Origin of the sequence: Herbaspirillum sp. AP02, assembly GCF_015767275.1 — a bacterium.
Classification (GTDB): Bacteria; Pseudomonadota; Gammaproteobacteria; order Burkholderiales; family Burkholderiaceae_D; genus Herbaspirillum.
The window spans coordinates 168711-186481 of sequence record NZ_JADWMY010000003.1; the positions used below are offsets into that span (position 1 = coordinate 168711).

A 17771-nucleotide genomic window follows, 5' to 3' on the forward strand; every position below is an offset into this window, starting at 1 on the left:
GTCCGGAGCCTCCATGAGCCAAATCCCAAGCAATGATAAAGAGCCACTGCGCGTCCTCTTCTGCGTCGGCGTGACGCAGAACTTCTTCGACCTGCCCGCCACCGATACCGGTCCGGTGTGGCAAGCCTATGGCCAGATGATGACCGCGCTGGCCACCATGGACGGCATCAAGGTATTGGGCACCATGGATGACGACCGCCTCATGGTCGGCAAGTCCGACGACGCTCCCTGGACCTTCTACATCATGGCCGACGTGGTCGATCTCGATACTGTCGTGGCCGCCTGCAACCTGTTCCGCACCACCATGGTGGGTGAACATCGCCTCTGGAAGTACGGCAAGATCGAAGCCCGCGTGGGCCGTGCACTGATCATCCAGGGCGCCTGAGCATGGACAAGAAGATTGCCCTGGTCACCGGTGCCGCGCGCGGTCTCGGTGAAAGCATCGCCCGCAAGATGCACGCCGCCGGCTACAAGGTGGCGTTGTCGGATATCGACCTGGAGCACGTCTCGGCCGTGGCCGCCAGCCTGGACGCGAGCGGCGCCACGGCCATGCCGCTGGCGCTGGACGTGCGGCGCAAGCCCGACTTCATCGCTGCCTGCGACGCCATCGAGCTGCGCTGGGGCGGTGCGACGGTGCTGGTCAACAATGCCGGCCGCTCCCGTGTGGCAGCACTGATGGAGATCACTCCCGAAGAGTGGGACGAGGTCACCGCCATCAACATGAAGGGCACATTTCTTGCATGCCAGGTGTTCGGCAAGCGCTTCGCCGAGCGTGGCTACGGTCGCATCATCAACATCGCCTCGCTGGCCGGACAGAACGGCGGCACCGCCACTGGCGCCCACTATGCGGCCGCCAAGGGCGCCGTGCTCACGCTGACCAAGGTGTTTGCACGCGAGCTGGCCGGGGCCGGCGTGACGGTCAATGCCATCTCGCCCGGTCCGCTGGACCTGCCCATCGTGCGCGAAATCGTCCCGGCCGACAAACTGGCTGCGACCATCGCCACCATCCCGGTCAAGACCCTGGGCGAACCGGATTTCATTGCTGATGCGGTGCTGCTGCTGGCCTCGCCCGATGCCGGGTCGGCCACCGGCGCCTGCCTCGATATCAATGGCGGTCTGTACATGCGTTGACAGACGTCGCCTCTGCTTTGATGTCACATTGCTGTCCTCAGATCGATGGCGGAGTGGGGAAGCCCGCCATCATCTCAACCACCAAGGGAGAAACACATGCTGCACAAACGCCTGATTGCCACGGCCGCGCTGGCCGCCTTCGGTACCATCGCCAGCCTCGCCGGCAATCCCGCTTTCGCACAGGTCAAGATCGGGGTCGTGACCTCCTCCACCGGGCCGGTGTCGCTGGTGGGTATTCCGCAGAAGAACACGGTGCCGCTGCTGCCCACCAAGATCGGCGACCTCAAGGTCGAGTACATCTCGCTGGATGACGCCAGTGATCCGACCAAGTCGGTCACCGAAATCAAGAAGCTCATCGCCGAATACAACGTCGATGCCATCATCGGCCCCAGCGGTTCGCCCAATGCCATGGGCGTGATCTCGTTTGTCGCCGAAGCCGGGGTGCCGATGCTGGCGCCCGTGGGCACCGCCGCCGTGGTGCTGCCGATGACCGAACCGAAGAAATGGGTCTTCAAGACCACCCAGAACGATGACCTGATCGCCAAGGCGCTGGTGGAGCAGATGGTCAAGACCAAGGTCAAGACCGCCGGCTTCATCGCCGTCAATGACCCCTTCGGCGAGAACTGGGCCAAGGTCTTCACCGAACTGGCCGGCAAGAACGGCATCAAGATCGTCGCCAACGAGCGCTACCAGCGCACCGATACCTCGGTGACCGCGCAGACCCTGAAGATCATCGTCGCCAATCCGGATGCGGTGCTGGTGGCCGCCCCGGGTGCGGCGACCGTGCTGCCGCAGACCACCCTGTTCGACCAGGGCTACAAGGGCAAGCTGTACCAGACCCATGGCGCGGCGCTGCCGGCCTTCCTGCAGCTGGGCAAGAACAAGGTGGAAGGCACCATCCTGGCCGCCAGCCTGATGCTGGTGCTGCCGGAGATCGCCGACAGCAACCCGTCCAAGAAGGTCGCCACCGAGTACATCGAGGCCTACAAGAAGATGTACAACACCGTGCCCGCCACCTTCGGCGCCAACGTCTATGACGCCGGCCTGCTGCTGGAAAAAGCCATCCCCGTGGCCGCCAAGAAGGCCAAGCCGGGCAGCAAGGAATTCCGCGCCGCCCTGCGTGATGCACTGGAAAACACCAAGGAAGTGGTGGGTACCCAGGGCGTCTACAACATGAGCCCGGCCGACCATAGCGGCTTCGACGAGCGCGGCCGCGAGCTGATCACCGTCAAGGGCGGCAACTGGACCCTGCTCAAATAATAATCACGTCGTACCTCCGCCTTCTGCCGCAAGCAGGAGGCGGAGTGCTCCACCTCCACACGCATCCCGAACCCGGCGCTTCGTCCCTGGCCTGACCCCCACGCGCGCGCCGGCTCCACAAGGAAGTCGCAATGAATCTCCAAATCGTGGCGCTCCTGGGACAGGACGGCATCACCAACGGCGCCATCTATGCGCTGCTGGCGCTGTCCATCGTCCTGGTCTTCACCGTCACCCGCATCCTGCTGATACCGCAGGGCGAATTCGTCTCCTTTGGCGCGCTCACCATGGGCATGATGCAGAACGGCCAACCGCTGACGGTGGCCTGGCTGCTGGTGGCCATGTGCCTGGGCGCCTGTGTCTTCGATCTGTACGACATGTGGCGCAGCAGCCGTCGCCGCCCCAGCCTGTGGCTGCCGGCCAAGCTGGTCTATGCGGCCGTGGTGGCCGGCGTGGCGCTGTCGGTCAACTTCACCACCCTGCCCATGCTGGTGCAGGTCCTGATGACCCTGCTGCTGCTGGTACCGATGGGGCCGCTGATGTACCGCATGGCCTTCCAGCCGATTGCCAGCGCTTCGCCGCTGGTGTTGCTGATCGTCTCCATCGCCGTGCACGTGGCGCTGGTGGGCGTGGCGCTGCTGGTGTTCGGCCCCGAGGGGGCGCGCACCGCGCCCTTCACCGAGGCCGCGCTGGAGGTCGGCAGCTTCCGCTTCTCCAGCCAGGCGCTGTGGGTGATCTGCGTGTCGCTGCTGCTGATCGTGGGCCTGTTCCTGATGTTCGAACGCACCCTGTATGGCAAGGCCTTGCGCGCCGCCGCCCTCAATCGCATGGGTGCACGGCTCATGGGCATCTCGCCGGTCTTTGCCGGCAAGGCCATGTTCCTGCTGGCCTCCTTGATCGGAGTGATGTCGGGCGTGCTGATCGCGCCCATCACCACGATCTACTATGACTCCGGTTTCCTGATCAGCCTCAAGGGCTTCGTCGGTTCCATCATCGGCGGACTGGTCAGCTATCCGGTGGCCGCAGTGGGCGCACTGGCCATTGGCCTGATCGAATCCTTCTCCACCTTCTGGGCCAGCGCCTACAAGGAAATCATCGTCTTCGTGCTGATCATCCCCATCCTGTTGTGGCGCTCCTTGTCCACCCGTCATGTGGAGGAAGAAGAATGAAAGCGATCTCTTCCCACCTGTTCTCCCGACTAACTTCGCGTGGCGCGCTGGCAATCTTCGTGGTCCTGATGGCGGCGGCGCCGTTCGTGCTGCCGCCGTTCACCATGACCCTGCTCAACAACATCGGTCTGGCCTCGCTGGTGGTGCTGGGACTGGTGCTGCTGACCGGCGTGGCCGGCCTGACCAGCTTCGGCCAGGCCGCCTTCGTCGGCCTGGGTGCCTACCTCTCGGCGGCGCTGTCGGCCAAGGTGCTGCCGCTGCCCGATGCCCTGCTGTGGATGCAATCGCCCTGGGTGGCGCTGGTGGTGGCCCTGGCGCTGACGGCCTTGCTGGCCTTTGCCGTCGGCAGCGTCACGCTCAAGCTGTCCGGCCACTACCTGCCGCTGGGCACCATTGCCTGGGGCATCAGCCTGTACTTCATCTTCGGCACGCTGGAGAGCATGGGTGGGCAGACCGGCATGTCCGGCATTCCCTCCATCGCCCTGTTTGGTGTACCGCTGACCTCGGACCGTGCCATGTTCGGGCTGATCTGGGTGGCCGTGCTGCTGGGCGTGGCGGCCCTGAGCAACCTGCTGGATTCGCGCGAGGGTCGCGCCATCCGCGCCCTGAAGGGCGGCATCGTGATGGCCGAGGCCATGGGCATCAACACGGCCCGCATGCGCATCGTGGTGTTCGTCATCGCGGCCGTGCTGGCGGCGCTCTCGGGCTGGCTGTACGTGCACATGCAGCGCTTCGTGAACCCGTCGCCGTTCGGCCTGGGCTTTGGCATCGACTACCTGTTCATGGCCGTGCTCGGTGGTGCCAGCCATGTCTGGGGCGCGGTGCTGGGTTCGGCCCTGATCGTGGTGCTCAAGGAATGGCTGCAAGGCATCCTGCCGGTGCTGCTGGGGCGCTCGGGCAACTTCGAGACCATCGTCTTCGGCCTCTTGATCGTGGTGCTGCTGCAGCGTTCGCGTGATGGTGTCTGGCCTTACCTGGCGCGCCTGGTGCCGGTGCGTACGCGCCGCCTGCAGATCGATCCGCAGGCCGAGGCGCTGCCGCGTCGTGCCATGCCGGCCGCCCACGAGGTGGTGCTGGATGTGCGCAACGTCACCCGCAAGTTCGGCGGACTGGTCGCCAATAACGATATGAGCCTGAAGGTGATGGCCGGCGAAGTGCTGGCCCTGATCGGCCCCAATGGCGCAGGCAAATCGACCCTGTTCAACCAGGTTTCCGGGGTGGATACGCCGACTTCGGGCAGCGTGCAGTTCCGTGGCCATGAAGTGACCGGTCGTGGCGCGCGTCATATCGCCGGACTGGGCATGAGCCGCAGCTTCCAGCACGTGCGCCTGATGGCGCGCATGACGGTGCTGGAGAACGTGGCCATCGGTGCCTACCTGCGCGGCCAGCGCGGCGTGCTGGCCTCGATGCTGCGCCTGGACCGCCAGGAAGAAGCGCGAATCCTGGCCGAGGCGGCGCGCCAGATCGAACGCGTGGGCCTGACGGCGCAGATGTACGAGCAGGCCGGCTCGCTCTCGCTGGGCCAGCAACGCATCCTTGAAATCGCCCGCGCTCTCGCGGCCGACCCTTGCCTGTTGCTGCTGGATGAGCCGGCAGCCGGCCTGCGCCTGGGCGAGAAGCAGGCCCTGGGCGACCTGCTGCGCAAACTGCGCAGCGAGGGCATGGCCATCCTGCTGGTGGAACACGACATGGACTTCGTCATGGAACTGGTGGACCGCATCGTGGTGATGGATTTCGGCCAGAAGATCGCCGAAGGCCTGCCCGAGGAAATCCAGAACAACCCCGCCGTGCTGGAAGCCTACCTGGGCGCGGCTGATGAAGAAGCGATCCCCGACACCGCACTGGCGGCAGGAGCACACCATGGGCAATAAGGTATTGGAAGTGCGCGACCTCTCGGCCGCCTATGGCCGGGTGCAGGTCCTCTCCGGCATCGACCTGTCGGTGGAGCAGGGCAAGATCGTCACCGTGATCGGCCCCAATGGCGCCGGCAAGACCACGCTGCTCTCGGCCATCATGGGTGTGCTGCCCTCGCGCGGGGCGATGGCCTTCGATGGCGTGATCCGCCATTCGCCGGAAGTGGAAGACATGGTCGCCGCCGGCATGACCCTGGTACCGGAGAAGCGCGAACTCTTCGCCGAGATGAACATCGAGGACAACCTGATGCTGGGCGCCTTCCAGCGCTATCGCACCGGCCAGCGCGACCACGCGGCCACGCTGGAAGAGGTCTATACGCTCTTCCCGCGCCTGCGTGAACGGCGCACCCAGCACGCCGGCACGCTCTCCGGCGGCGAACGCCAGATGCTCGCGGTGGGCCGCGCCCTGATGGCCAAGCCGCGCCTGTTGATGCTGGACGAACCCAGCCTGGGACTGGCACCGCTGATCGTGCGCGAAATCTTCCGCATCATCGCCGAGCTGCGCCGGCGCGGCGTTTCCATCCTGCTGGTGGAGCAGAACGCACGCGCTGCCTTGCAGGTGGCCGACTATGGCTACGTGCTGGAAAACGGCGAAATCCGCATGCACGGCCCGGCCAGCCAGTTGGCCCATGACCGCCGCGTGATCGAGGCTTACCTGGGCTTGTCCGGCAAGCACCAGGACAAGCTGGCCGGTTGAGATTTCTTGTTGAGCCCATGCCATGAGTAACGACACTGTAGACATCGCAGACACTGCTGTTTTCCAACCTCCTGCTGCGCCGCTGCGCATCTGCATCGCCGGGGCCGGCGCCATCGGCGGCACCCTGGCGGTGCGCCTGTCGGCGGCCGGCCACCAGGTCAGCGTGCTGGCCCGTGGCCAGACGCTGCAGGCCATCCGCGAGGGCGGCCTGACCCTGCATGATCTGCATGGCACCGCGCATGCCCGTCCGGCGGCCGATGATCAGCCGTCTTTCGGTGTGCAGGACGTGATTTTTCTGTGCGCCAAGAGTCAGGACATGTCAGCCTTGTTACCCCAGATTGCGCCGCTGGTCGGCAGCGAGACGGTGGTGATCCCCACCAGCAACGGTGTGCCGTGGTGGTATTTCCACCGCGAGGGCGGGCGCTTCGATAGCGAGACCGTCAAGGCGGTCGATCCCGACGGCACCCTGTCCCGTGCGGTCCCGTTGACGCAGCTGATCGGCAGCGTGCTCTTCATCACGGCCGAGGTGGAGAGCCCGGGCGTGATCCGTTCGGTCAATCCCCACCTGATGGTGTTGGGCGAACCCTCCGGCGAGATGAGCGAGCGTCTGCTACGCGTGCGCGCCGCCGTGGAGGCGGCCGGCATCGAGGCCCGCGCCACCGATCGCATCCGCGACAAGCTGTGGACCAAGATCATCGCCAACATCAGCACCAATCCGCTGTCGGTCATCACGCAGGGCACGCTGGAGCAGTTGTATGGCTTGCCGGAGTTGCGCGAGGTGGTCAGCCAGATCATGCGCGAGACGCTGCTGGTGGCGTCCAGTTACGGGGCGCGGGTGGATATCGACCCGCTTACCTTCGTGCAGTTGGGCGAAGCCATGGGCGCCTTCCGCACCTCCATGCTGCAGGACCTGGAACGCGGCCGCCCGCTGGAGCTGGCTGCCATCGGCGATGCCGTGCTGGAGCTGGCCGAGCGCTTCGCCATCCCCATGCCGATCACGCGCGCCATCGTGTCGCTGGCACGGTTCCGGGGCGAGGCGGCAAGGCAGCAGCGAGAGCAGAAAGAACAGAGAGAGCCGCAGACACAACAAACGCAGCCAGCGGCGCGGGCCGCCTGAGCGCGATTAACTCATCCACAGGATTCAGGAGTCAGATCGATGAACATCATGCACTACAGCTACGGCGCAGATAAGCCGGCCCACTGCAGCGACCAGGAATGGGCGCTGCGCATCCAGCTGGCCCACTGTTATCGCCTGGTCGATTACCTGGGCTGGACCGAGATGATCTTCAACCACATCTCGGTGCGGGTGCCGGGGCCGGAGCATCACTACCTGGTCAATCCCTTCGCCCTGAACTACAACGAAGTCACACCGGCCAACCTGTTGAAAGTCGGTCTGGACGGGCAACTGGCCGAGCCATCCGACTACAAGGCCAACCCGGCCGGTTTCGCCCTGCACAGTGCCATCCACGGTGCGCGGGACGACCTGCGCTGCGTGATCCATACGCACACCACCCCGATCTCGGCGGTGACCATGAAGAAGAGCGGCTTCGAGCACAACGACTTCTACGGTGCACAACTGTTCGGCCGCATCGGTTATCACGCATTCGAAGGCATCACGCTCTTTGCGGAAGAGAAGGAACGCATGCTGCAAAGCCTGGGCCAGAAGCACATCCTGGTCTTGCGCAACCATGGTGTGGCGGTGTGCGAGAGCGACATTGAACGCGCCTTCTTCCTGCTGTGGACGGTGCAGCGCGCGGCCGAGATCCAGGTGGCGGGCCGTGCCATGAGCGGCGAAGACCAGCAGTTGCCGGACGACGTACGCCAGAAGTGCGCCGACCTGACCCAGCAACTGATCCGCAATGACGGCTTTGCGGTGATCTTCTTCGAGGCCATCGTGCGCAAGATGTTGAAGGCGGCTTATCAGGTCAGTTGATCCGCTGAGCGGGGCGGGGGCATTGATCACCCGAGAGGATCGATGGCGGGTGGAGGCGGCGCCTCCGGCGATCCGCCACACCGTCTAATCCTGTTTCTTCAAGGTGGCGCGTAGGCGGCCAGGAAGGTCTCTACCGCGCGCCCGACCATGCGTTTGATGCGGGGCCGCGAGAGGGATGTCTCCAGCCCCAGCATCATCGGCTTGACCGTCTCGCAATCCAGCAGGGCACACAGCTGCAGCGTCGCCAGCATGGGGTCGGCCTGCTTCAGGCGGCCGGCCGCCATCTGTTTCTGCATGAAGGCCGCAATGCGCTGCATGCCCAGCTTCGGGCCGTCTTCATGGAAGCGCCGGCCGATGTCGCTGCGGCCGGCTTCGGCCAGGATCATGCGCTGCGTCTGCAAGGTGCTCTCCTGGCACAGGAAGCTGACCGCCTTTTCTCCAAACACCCGCAAGGTGGCCTCCAGGTCTTCCGTCTCCTGATCCAGTGCCTCCAGTGCCGGTTCTATCTGCTTCTTCGCGACCGCGTGCGTCACCGCCACGAAGAGCTCTTCCTTCGATTTGAAATAGGCATACAGCGTGCCCTTGGAGCCGCCGATGCGCGCCGAGATCTCGGCCATCGAAGCACCTTCAAAGCCCGATTCCTTGAATACATCGGCCGCCGCCGCCAGGATGGCGTCGCGCTTTTCCGCGGTCTTTACCCTCATTTGCAAGTTTCCCCGTTGTAATTTCGGTCACGTCTTTTTTCGTACAGATGTGTTCAGTATTGCTTGACTCGCCGAATGGTGTCAACCAATAATACCGTACAGTTCGGTATGGTTATAAATCATTCTTCCCTTCGGAGAGTTCCTCATGCGCACTTCCCCCATCGTAAAACCCTTCGCCGTGATGGCGATCATCAGTGTGCTCAGTGCCTGCGGCAAGCCGCCAGGCGGTCCACCGCCGGCCGCTGGCACGCCGGTGCTGGGTGTGATGACCGTGCGTACCCAGCCGGTGGAGTTGCAGACCGAGCTGCCGGGGCGTACCTCGCCCTACCAGATCGCCGACGTGCGGCCGCAGGTCAATGGCATCATCAAGGCGCGCAATTTCCGCGAGGGCAGCGACGTCAAGTCCGGCCAGGTGCTGTACGAGATCAATCCGGCCAGCTACCAGGCCGCCTATGACAGCAGCGTGGCCGCGCTGGCCAAGGCCGAGGCCTCGGTCCGGACGGCGCGCCTGAAGGCCAGCCGCTACAAGGAGCTGGTGCTCATCAAGGCGGTCAGCCAGCAGGATTACGATGATGCGGTGGCCTCCCTGGGCGAGGCCGAGGCCGATGTCGGCTCGGCGCGCGCCAACGTGCAGACCAGCCGCATCAATCTGGACTATGCCAAGGTCGATGCACCAATCTCGGGTCGCATCGGCAAGTCCAGCGTGACGGCGGGGGCGCTGGTGACGGCCAGCCAGACCACGGCGCTGACCACCATCCAGCAGCTCGATCCCATCTATGTCGATGTCACCCAGTCCAGCACCGCCTGGCTGAACCTGAAGGAGGCCCTGGCCAACGGCGAGCTGCAAAAGTCCGGCAACGGTGCCAAGGTGAGGCTGATTCTGGAAAACGGTCGCACCTATGCCCAGGAAGGGACGCTGCAATTCTCGGATGTGACCGTCAACCAGGATACCGGCGCCATCACCTTGCGCGCGGTGTTTCCCAATCCGGGCACGGTCCTGCTGCCAGGCATGTATGTCCGTGCGGTGCTGCAGGAGGGCGTACGCCAGCAGGGTCTGCTGGTGCCGCAGCAGGCCGTCAGTCGCGACGGCGCCGGCAAGCCGCAGGCGCTGGTGGTCAACGCCCAGGGCGTAGTGGAGCAGCGCGCGCTGGTGACCGACCGCGCCATCGGCGACCAGTGGCTGGTCAGCAGCGGGCTCAAGGAAGGCGATCAACTGGTGGTCGATGGCGTGCAGCGGGCCACCCCCGGCGCCAAGGTGAAGGTGGTGCCATGGTCGCCCAAGGCCACCGTGGCCAGCACCACTGCATCCAACTGAGAAGCGAGGACACATCATGGCTCGCTTCTTCATTGATCGCCCCATCTTCGCCTGGGTCATCGCCATCATCGTCATGCTGGCCGGCGCCGTCTCGGTGCTGACCCTGCCGATCGCGCAGTACCCGGCCATCGCGCCACCGGCCATTGCCATCACGGCCAACTATCCCGGCGCCTCGGCCAAGACGCTGGAAGACACCGTGACCCAGATCATCGAACAGAAGATGAAGGGACTCGACCGGCTCAGCTATATGGCCTCCACCAGCGAATCCTCGGGCACGGTCACCATCACGCTGACCTTCGAGAACGGGACCAACCCCGACACCGCCCAGGTGCAGGTACAGAACAAGCTGTCGCTGGCCACGCCTCTGCTGCCTTCGGAAGTGCAGCAGCAGGGCATCACGGTGACCAAGTCGGCCACCAATTTCCTCAACGTACTGGCCTTTACCTCCGAAGACGGCAGCATGAGCGGCTCGGACCTGTCGGACTATGTGGCGGCCAATATCCAGGATGCCCTCAGTCGGGTCGACGGCGTGGGTGACACCACCTTGTTCGGCTCGCAGTATGCGATGCGGATCTGGCTCGACCCCAACAAGCTCAACAGCTATGGTCTCACTCCGCTGGATGTGAAGAACGCCATCCAGGCGCAGAACGTGCAGGTTTCCTCTGGCCAGCTGGGCGGTCTGCCGGCTGCCGAAAACCAGCAGATCAACGCCACCATCACCGCCCAGACCCGTCTGCGTACGGCTGAGCAGTTCCAGAACATCGTGTTGCGCACCCTCACTGATGGCGCCCGGGTCAAGTTGCGCGATGTGGCCCGCATCGAACTGGGCAGCGAGAGCTATACCTCGGTCGGTCGCTACAACGGCAAACCGGCCGCGGGCCTGGCCATCAAGCTGGCCACCGGCGCCAATGCGCTCGATACCGTGAAGGCCATCGACCAGCGCGTGGCGCAGCTGGAGAAGTTCTTTCCGGCCGGCATGAAGGTGCAGAAGCCCTATGACACCACGCCCTTCGTGCGCATCTCCATCGAGGAAGTGGTCCGCACGCTGATCGAAGCGGTAGTGCTGGTGTTCCTGGTGATGTACCTGTTCCTGCAGAATTTCCGCGCTACGCTGATCCCGACCATTGCCGTGCCGGTGGTGCTGCTGGGGACCTTCGGCGTGCTGGCGGTATTCGGCTTCACCATCAATACCCTGACCATGTTCGCCATGGTGCTGGCCATCGGTCTGCTGGTCGATGACGCCATCGTGGTGGTGGAAAACGTCGAGCGGGTGATGTCCGAGGAGGGCTTGCCACCCAAGGAGGCGACCCGCAAGTCGATGGGCCAGATCAGCGGCGCGCTGGTCGGCGTGGCCCTGGTGCTGGCGGCGGTGTTCGTGCCGATGGCGTTCTTCAGCGGTTCCACCGGGGTCATCTATCGCCAGTTCTCGATCACCATCGTCTCGGCCATGACCTTGTCGGTGCTGGTGGCGATGGTGCTCACGCCGGCGCTATGCGCCACCCTGCTCAAGCCGGCGACCAAGGGACATGCGCTGGCCACGACCGGCTTCTTCGGCTGGTTCAATCGTCAGTTCGATCGCGGCAACCAGCGTTATCAGGGCATCGTGCGCCACATGCTGGGCCGTGGCTGGCGCTACATGGCAGCCTACGCGGTGCTGCTGGCCCTGGTGGTGGTGGGCTTCATGAAGCTGCCGGTGGGCTTCCTGCCGGACGAAGACCAGGGCACGCTGTTTGCCATCATGCAATTGCCTTCGGGCGCGACCAAGGCGCGCACCGACGAAGTCATCCGCCAGGTCGAGCAGCATTTCCTGGTGGACCAGAAGGATGCGGTCTCGGGTGTCTTTGCGGTCTCCGGTTTCAGCTTCGCGGGCAGTGGTCAGAACATGGGTTTTGCCTTCATCAAGCTCAAGCCATGGGATGAACGCAAGGGACCAGGGCTGTCCGTGACCGATGTGGCCGCCAAGGCCGGCGCCGCCTTTGCCGGCATGCGCGATGCCAAGGTGTTCGCCTTCGCGCCGCCGGCGGTGGCCGAACTGGGTAACGCGACCGGTTTCGACCTGATGTTGAAGGACGAGGCCAACCTCGGTCACGCCGCGCTGATGCGGGCGCGCAACCAGTTGCTGGGCACGCTGGCGCAGGACAAGCGACTGGTCGCGGTGCGCCCCAACGGGCTGGAGGATACGCCCGAGTTCCGCCTGCAGGTCGATACCGACAAGGCCGGTGCCCTGGGCGTGGCCATGTCCGACATCAATGACACCATCGCCACGGCCTGGGGCAGCAGCTACGTCAACGACTTCATCGACAAGGGCCGGGTCAAGAAGGTGATGCTGCAGGGCGATGCGCCATACCGCATGCTGCCTTCGGACATCGATCGCTGGTACGTGCGCAACAGCGCCGGCAGCATGGTCCCGTTCAGCGCCTTCTCCACGGCCAGCTGGACTTCCGGTTCGCCGCGTCTGGAACGCTACAACGGTGTGCCATCCATGGAGATATTGGGCATGGCGCTGCCGGGGGCCGCCTCCAGCGGCCAGGCCATGGCCATCGTCGAGGCGGCGCTGGCGAAGATGCCGCCGGGCATCGGTTATGAGTGGACCGGCCTGTCCCTGCAAGAGAAGGCCTCCAGCGGCAAGACCGGCATCCTCTATGCGATCTCGATCCTGATCGTGTTCCTGGCCCTGGCAGCACTCTATGAAAGCTGGGCGGTGCCGTTCTCGGTGATCCTGGTGGTGCCGCTGGGGGTACTGGGTGCGCTGATCGGCGCGATCCTGACCTGGAAGATGAATGATGTCTACTTCCAGGTGGGCTTGTTGACCACCATCGGACTGGCCTGCAAGAACGCCATCCTGATCGTCGAATTTGCCAAGGACCTGTACGAACACGGCAAGGGCCTGGTGGAGGCCACCATGGAAGCGGTGCGCATGCGTCTGCGGCCGATCCTCATGACGTCGCTGGCCTTCATCCTCGGCGTCGTGCCGCTGGTGCTGGGCAGCGGTGCCGGCGCCGGTGCCCAGCATGCGCTGGGGACGGCGGTGATCGGCGGGATGCTGTCGGGCACGGTACTGGCGATCTTCTTCGTGCCGCTGTTCTTCGTGATCATCATGAAGCTGTTCGTCCGCAAGCCCTCTGACGCGCCGCAAGGCCAACCCGCGATTTCCACGGAGCATTGACATGAATCCTTCCCTGACGACCCGCTTCCCGGTGCGGCCCCGTACGCTGATGACCCCCTTGTTGCTGGCCATGCTGTTGGGCGGCTGCACCCTCATGCCAGACTATCATCGTCCGGCAGCCCCGGTGGCTGCGCGTTTTTCGGGTGATGCCGACAATACCGCCAATACCGCCAATACCGCCAATACCGCGAACACCGACGCCAGCCCTACCGCCGCCCCCGCCGTCGCCGATATCGGCTGGCGCGATGTCTTCACCGATCCGGTCCTGCAGCAGGTGATTGCACTGAGCCTGGCCAATAACCGCGACCTGCGCGTGGCGGTGCTCAACATCGAAAAGGCCCGCGCCCAGTACGGCGTGGAGCGTGCCGCGCTGTTCCCGACCATCAATGCGGCCACCAGCGAAACGGCCAGCCGTACGCCGGCCGATCTTTCCAGCACCGGGCGCGCCCTCACCAGCCGCAGCTATACCGCCACGCTGGGCTTCAGCGCCTATGAACTGGATCTGTTCGGACGCGTGCGCAGCCTGAAGGAGCAGGCCCTGCAATCCTTCCTCTCCACCGCCGAGGCGCGCCGCAGCTCGCAGATCAGCCTGATCGCCGAAGTGGCCACGGCCTGGCTCACGCTGGCCTCCGACCAGGACCGCCTGCGCCTGGCGCGCGATACGCTGGACAGCCAGTCCAGCACCTACGAGCTCACGCGGCGCAGTGTCGAACTGGGTTCGTCCTCGGTGCTGACCTTGCGCCAGACCCAGACCAGCGTGGAGAGCGCCCGGGTGGATGTGGAGAGCTATACCGCCCAGGTCGATCAGGACCGCAATGCACTGGTGCTGCTGGTCGGCAAGGACCTGCCCGACACGCTGCTGCCCCAGGGCCTGCCCGATACCCGGCTGGCCGCAGCCAGTCCGTTGGCCACCATTCCGCCGGGCCTACCGTCGGCGCTGCTGCAGCGGCGACCCGATATCGTCGAGGCCGAACACGATCTGCGCGCAGCCAATGCCAACATCGGTGCTGCACGCGCCGCCTTCTACCCCAGCATCAGCCTGACCGCCGATGCCGGCTCGGCCAGCTCCCGTCTGGGCGGATTGTTCAAGGGGGGCTCGGGGTCGTGGAGTTTCGTGCCGCAGGTGTCGTTGCCGATCTTCGATGGCGGCGCCAATCGTGCCAACCTCGATATCGCCACCGTCAGCCGCGATATCAGCGTGGCCCAGTATGAGAAGGCCATCCAGACCGCCTTCCGTGAAGTCTCCGACGCCCTGGCCCAGCGCAATACCCTGGGACGCCAGCTGCAAGCGCAGGAAGCGCTGGTGCAAGCCAGCGACGAATCCCTGCGCCTGTCGCAGGCGCGCTTCAGCAATGGCGTGGACAGCTACCTGACCGTGCTGGATTCGCAGCGTACGCTCTATTCGGCACAGAAGAACCTGATCGGTACGCGGCTCTCGCGCTGGACCAATCTGGTGACCTTCTACAAGACCCTGGGCGGCGGCTGGGTAGAGCACAGCGGTACCCCCGTGCCCAGTGACCTGGCCAGTGCACAGCCATGATGTCGCGCGCCGGCAAGACCCGCCTGATCCTGCTCGATGCTGCGCTGGCGGCCTTTGCCCGGCGCGGTGTGCGGGCCACCACGCTGGAATACGTGGCGGCCAGCGCCGACCTGACGCGCGGTGCGGTGTACTGGCACTTTCCGGACAAGATGAGCCTGGTCAGCGCGGTGTTCGAAGACCTGGTCTGGCCCTTCGATATCGGCACCGACCTGGCGTCCTACCGCGCTGTCGAAAATCCGCTGGGGCTGTTGCGGGAGGTGCTGTGGTTGCAGATGCACAGCTGCCTTTCCGATGTGCGGCAGCGCCGTCGCATGGAGGTGGCCGTACGCTATCGCGGTACCCCGGAGCTGCCGGAGGAAGTCTCGGTGCGCCTGGAGCGGATGTTCCTGCAATCGCTGACGCAACTGACCGCGGTCATCAACATTGCCTACGAGCGCGGCAGCCTACGGCGCGGACTCACGCCCATCGATGTCGGGCGCTGTCTGGTGGCGGCCTGCCTGGGCGTGATCGCCGAACATATGGATGACCCGCTGGCGCAACTGGAGCGCTCCTTCCACCTGGCACCGGGGCTGGTGTTGCTGGGCGCCTGCGAGCAGGTGGCGCAGGAAGAGTGAAGGTGGCTCCTGCGCCCTGCGGGAACGGCGTCAATGCTGTGCGGTGGCGCGGGTCATCAGGGTGCTCAGGAATGCCCGGGCGGCATTGGGCAAGGTGCGGCCGGCCAGCGACTGGATTTCCAGTTGCAGGGTATTCATGTCCTTGTCGCGGATCGGCAGCGCCGCCAGTTGTCCCTCGCGCACCAGCTTGCGGATCGGCAGCGCAGCCGAAAAACCGATGCCATTGCCTGACATCACGAAGCACAGCAACGCACTGATGGAGTCGGCGGACAGCGTCGGTTCCAGCAACACATTGCGACGGCTGCAGCAGGCGTCGATCAGGCGGCGCATGGTGATGTTCTTCTGCGGCATGGCCAGCGGGTAGGGCGCCAGTTCGGACAGCGTGATCTGCCTGCGGTGGGCCAGTTCGTGGTCCGGCCGCATCACCGCCATGATCGGGGCGCGCTGGGCGAACTCGACCTTGATGTCGGGGTCGGGCGCCATGGTGAAGGTCAGGCCCAGGTCGACCGCGCCTTCGCGGATCTGTTGTGCCACATGGGCCGCATTGCCCACCGTCAGCTGGAAGCGGATGCCCTGGTGCAGGCGACAGAACTGTTCGATGGCGGCCGGTACGAACTCCAGCGCGAAACCCTCGGTAGTGGCCAGCTTGACTTCGCCGCGCCGCAATCCCTTCAGGGCCGCCAGTTCATTGCCGATCCGTTCGGCTTCCAGCTGCATGCGCAAGGCGTGCGCAGCCAGCAATTCGCCGGCGGCATTGGGGCGCATGCCGCGTGATACCCGTTCGAACAAGGGCGTATCCAGCTCCGCCTCCAGCCGCGCGATCTGGCGGCTGATGGCCGAGGAGGCGACATTGAGCGTGTTGGCCGCCTCGGTGATCGAGCCGCGCCGCACGACTTCCAGAAAGTAGCGCACGGCAGTCTCCTGCAGCACGCGGGTATGGATGATGGACATGCAGGACATTGTAGGAACGGTTTGCCGATTCGGCAATCAGTAGTTCGAAAACTTGTGCTTGTGGCAAACCATGCGGGCGCTTAGGATGAATCCCAGAATCGGCGGCACGGGGTCCGTCGGCATGCCGGAAGGATGAGCGTCATGGATGCTGCGGTAACGAAGGGCAAGTACAAATACCTGGTGCTGGTCCTGCTGTATCTGGGCTGGTGCGTTTCCTACATCGACCGGGCGGCGATCACCTTCGCCGCCACCCAGATCGCCAGCGAATTCCAGTTGAAGCCGTCCGAACTGGGCATCCTGCTCTCCAGTTTCTTCCTCGGCTATTCGCTGCTGCAATTGCCCGGCGGCTGGCTGGCCGACCGCTACGGTTCGCGCCCGGTGATCGTCATTTCCATCCTGCTGTGGTCGGTCTTTACCGGTGTGACCGGGATGGCCTGGTCCATCACCAGCCTGGTGGTGATCCGTTTCGTGTTCGGGATGGGCGAGGGCGCCTTCCCGGCGGCCAGTGTCAAGGGCGTGGCCGAGCATTTCACGCGCGAGGAGCGGCCCAAGATGTCTTCGCTGCTGATGTCGTCCAACTATGTGGGCAGCATGCTGGCGCCGCTGCTGATCGCGCCGCTGATCCTGCACTTCGGCTGGCGTGCGGTGTTTCATACCATCGGCATCGCCGGCCTGGTGTTCGCGCTGGCGTACTGGTTCTGCGTGCGTCCGATGCGACCCGGCAGCGGGGGCGCCAGGGCCATCGACAAGCAGGCTTTCTCCGCTCTGATGAAGATGCCGCTGATGTGGCAGATCGTGGCGGTGTGGTTCGGCCTGTCCATCATCAACAAGGGCCTGGACAGCTGGATGCCGACCTACCTGATGACCGTGCGTGGCCTGAACTTGAAGGCGGTCGGTCTGCTGCTGCCGCTGCCCTACATCATGGCCGGCCTGTCCACGGCCATCGGCGGCTGGGTGATGGTGCGCTTCTTCGATGGTCGCGAGAAGATCCTGCTGATCGCCAGTTCACTGCTGACGGCGGTGTTCGTCTATTGCATGTACACCGCCGCCACGGTCGAGGGCGTGATCGCCTGGCAGTGCCTGGCTTACTTCTTCAAGTCCTTCGTGCTGGCCACCTGCATCGCGCTGCCGACCAAGATGCTGCAGGCGCAGCTGGTGGGCAGCGGCGTGGGCATGGTCAACCTGGGTGGGCAACTGGCCGGCTTCATCTCGCCGCTGGTGATCGGCTTCCTGGTCAGCGCCTTCGCCAATTACGACTACGCTTTCGGCTTCCTGGTCAGCGCCGCGCTGTTCTCGGTGCTGGTGAGCCTGTTCATCCGCACCACCAAGACCGCCGGCCAGCCAAAGACCGCCTGAACCACTGGCCGGAACCACTGGCCTG

General features: G+C 64.7%; 15 protein-coding genes. 13 read left to right on the plus strand and 2 right to left on the minus strand.

Annotated elements, in window-relative coordinates; translation table 11 throughout:
• The first annotated feature begins 13 nt into the window (after positions 1–13).
• The 8 genes from I5R65_RS09250 to I5R65_RS09285 all read left to right on the plus strand — a co-directional run bounded on the left by I5R65_RS09250 (position 14) and on the right by I5R65_RS09285 (position 8100).
• Entirely contained in the window at positions 14–385 is a 372-nt protein-coding gene (locus I5R65_RS09250; protein ID WP_180670193.1) for a hypothetical protein, read from the plus strand.
• A gap of 2 nt (positions 386–387) precedes the next feature.
• Entirely contained in the window at positions 388–1131 is a 744-nt protein-coding gene (locus tag I5R65_RS09255) for an SDR family NAD(P)-dependent oxidoreductase (protein ID WP_180670195.1), read from the plus strand.
• A gap of 96 nt (positions 1132–1227) precedes the next feature.
• A complete protein-coding gene (locus tag I5R65_RS09260; protein WP_180670197.1) occupies positions 1228–2391 on the plus strand; it encodes an ABC transporter substrate-binding protein in 1164 nt (387 codons plus the stop codon).
• Positions 2392–2522: 131 nt separating this feature from the next.
• Positions 2523–3557, plus strand: coding sequence for a branched-chain amino acid ABC transporter permease (locus tag I5R65_RS09265; protein WP_102661224.1), 1035 nt, complete (start codon positions 2523–2525; stop codon positions 3555–3557).
• Entirely contained in the window at positions 3554–5428 is a 1875-nt protein-coding gene (locus tag I5R65_RS09270) for an ATP-binding cassette domain-containing protein (protein WP_180670199.1), read from the plus strand. The genes I5R65_RS09265 and I5R65_RS09270 overlap by 4 nt, the downstream gene beginning before the upstream one ends.
• Entirely contained in the window at positions 5418–6167 is a 750-nt protein-coding gene (locus tag I5R65_RS09275; RefSeq protein WP_102661226.1) for an ABC transporter ATP-binding protein, read from the plus strand. The genes I5R65_RS09270 and I5R65_RS09275 overlap by 11 nt, the downstream gene beginning before the upstream one ends.
• Positions 6168–6189: 22 nt before the next feature.
• Entirely contained in the window at positions 6190–7284 is a 1095-nt protein-coding gene (locus tag I5R65_RS09280) for a ketopantoate reductase family protein (RefSeq protein WP_180670201.1), read from the plus strand.
• Positions 7285–7323: 39 nt separating this feature from the next.
• A complete protein-coding gene (locus I5R65_RS09285; protein ID WP_180670203.1) occupies positions 7324–8100 on the plus strand; it encodes a class II aldolase/adducin family protein in 777 nt (258 codons plus the stop codon).
• Between the two features lie 98 nt (positions 8101–8198).
• Here I5R65_RS09285 and I5R65_RS09290 read toward each other — a convergent pair whose 3' ends face one another.
• Positions 8199–8804 (minus strand): TetR/AcrR family transcriptional regulator, encoded by a 606-nt coding sequence (locus I5R65_RS09290; protein WP_180670206.1) that lies wholly within the window; start codon positions 8802–8804, stop codon positions 8199–8201.
• 145 nt (positions 8805–8949) lie between these two features.
• Between I5R65_RS09290 and I5R65_RS09295 the strand changes: the two genes are divergently transcribed.
• From I5R65_RS09295 to I5R65_RS09310, 4 genes are read left to right on the plus strand one after another with little or no spacing between them, the layout of a single operon-like run.
• A complete protein-coding gene (locus tag I5R65_RS09295; RefSeq protein WP_180670208.1) occupies positions 8950–10119 on the plus strand; it encodes an efflux RND transporter periplasmic adaptor subunit in 1170 nt (389 codons plus the stop codon).
• 16 nt (positions 10120–10135) lie between these two features.
• Positions 10136–13285, plus strand: a complete 3150-nt coding sequence (locus tag I5R65_RS09300) for an efflux RND transporter permease subunit (RefSeq protein ID WP_180670209.1) — start codon at positions 10136–10138, stop codon at positions 13283–13285.
• Position 13286: 1 nt separating this feature from the next.
• Positions 13287–14825, plus strand: a complete 1539-nt coding sequence (adeC, locus tag I5R65_RS09305; protein ID WP_180670211.1) for an AdeC/AdeK/OprM family multidrug efflux complex outer membrane factor — start codon at positions 13287–13289, stop codon at positions 14823–14825.
• The gene (locus tag I5R65_RS09310) at positions 14822–15439 is read left to right on the plus strand and encodes a TetR family transcriptional regulator (RefSeq protein WP_180670213.1); all 618 of its coding nucleotides are present in this window, start codon (positions 14822–14824) and stop codon (positions 15437–15439) included. The genes adeC and I5R65_RS09310 overlap by 4 nt, the downstream gene beginning before the upstream one ends.
• Before the next feature lie 30 nt (positions 15440–15469).
• On the opposite strand, the gene I5R65_RS09315 is transcribed toward I5R65_RS09310, so the two are convergent.
• Complete coding sequence (locus tag I5R65_RS09315; RefSeq protein WP_180670214.1) at positions 15470–16390, minus strand: LysR family transcriptional regulator; 921 nt, start codon at positions 16388–16390, stop codon at positions 15470–15472.
• A 141-nt stretch (positions 16391–16531) separates the two neighbouring features.
• Between I5R65_RS09315 and I5R65_RS09320 the strand changes: the two genes are divergently transcribed.
• On the plus strand, positions 16532–17746 hold the full coding sequence (locus tag I5R65_RS09320; RefSeq protein ID WP_180670216.1) for an MFS transporter: 1215 nt from the start codon (positions 16532–16534) through the stop codon (positions 17744–17746).
• The last annotated feature ends 25 nt before the right edge of the window (positions 17747–17771 follow it).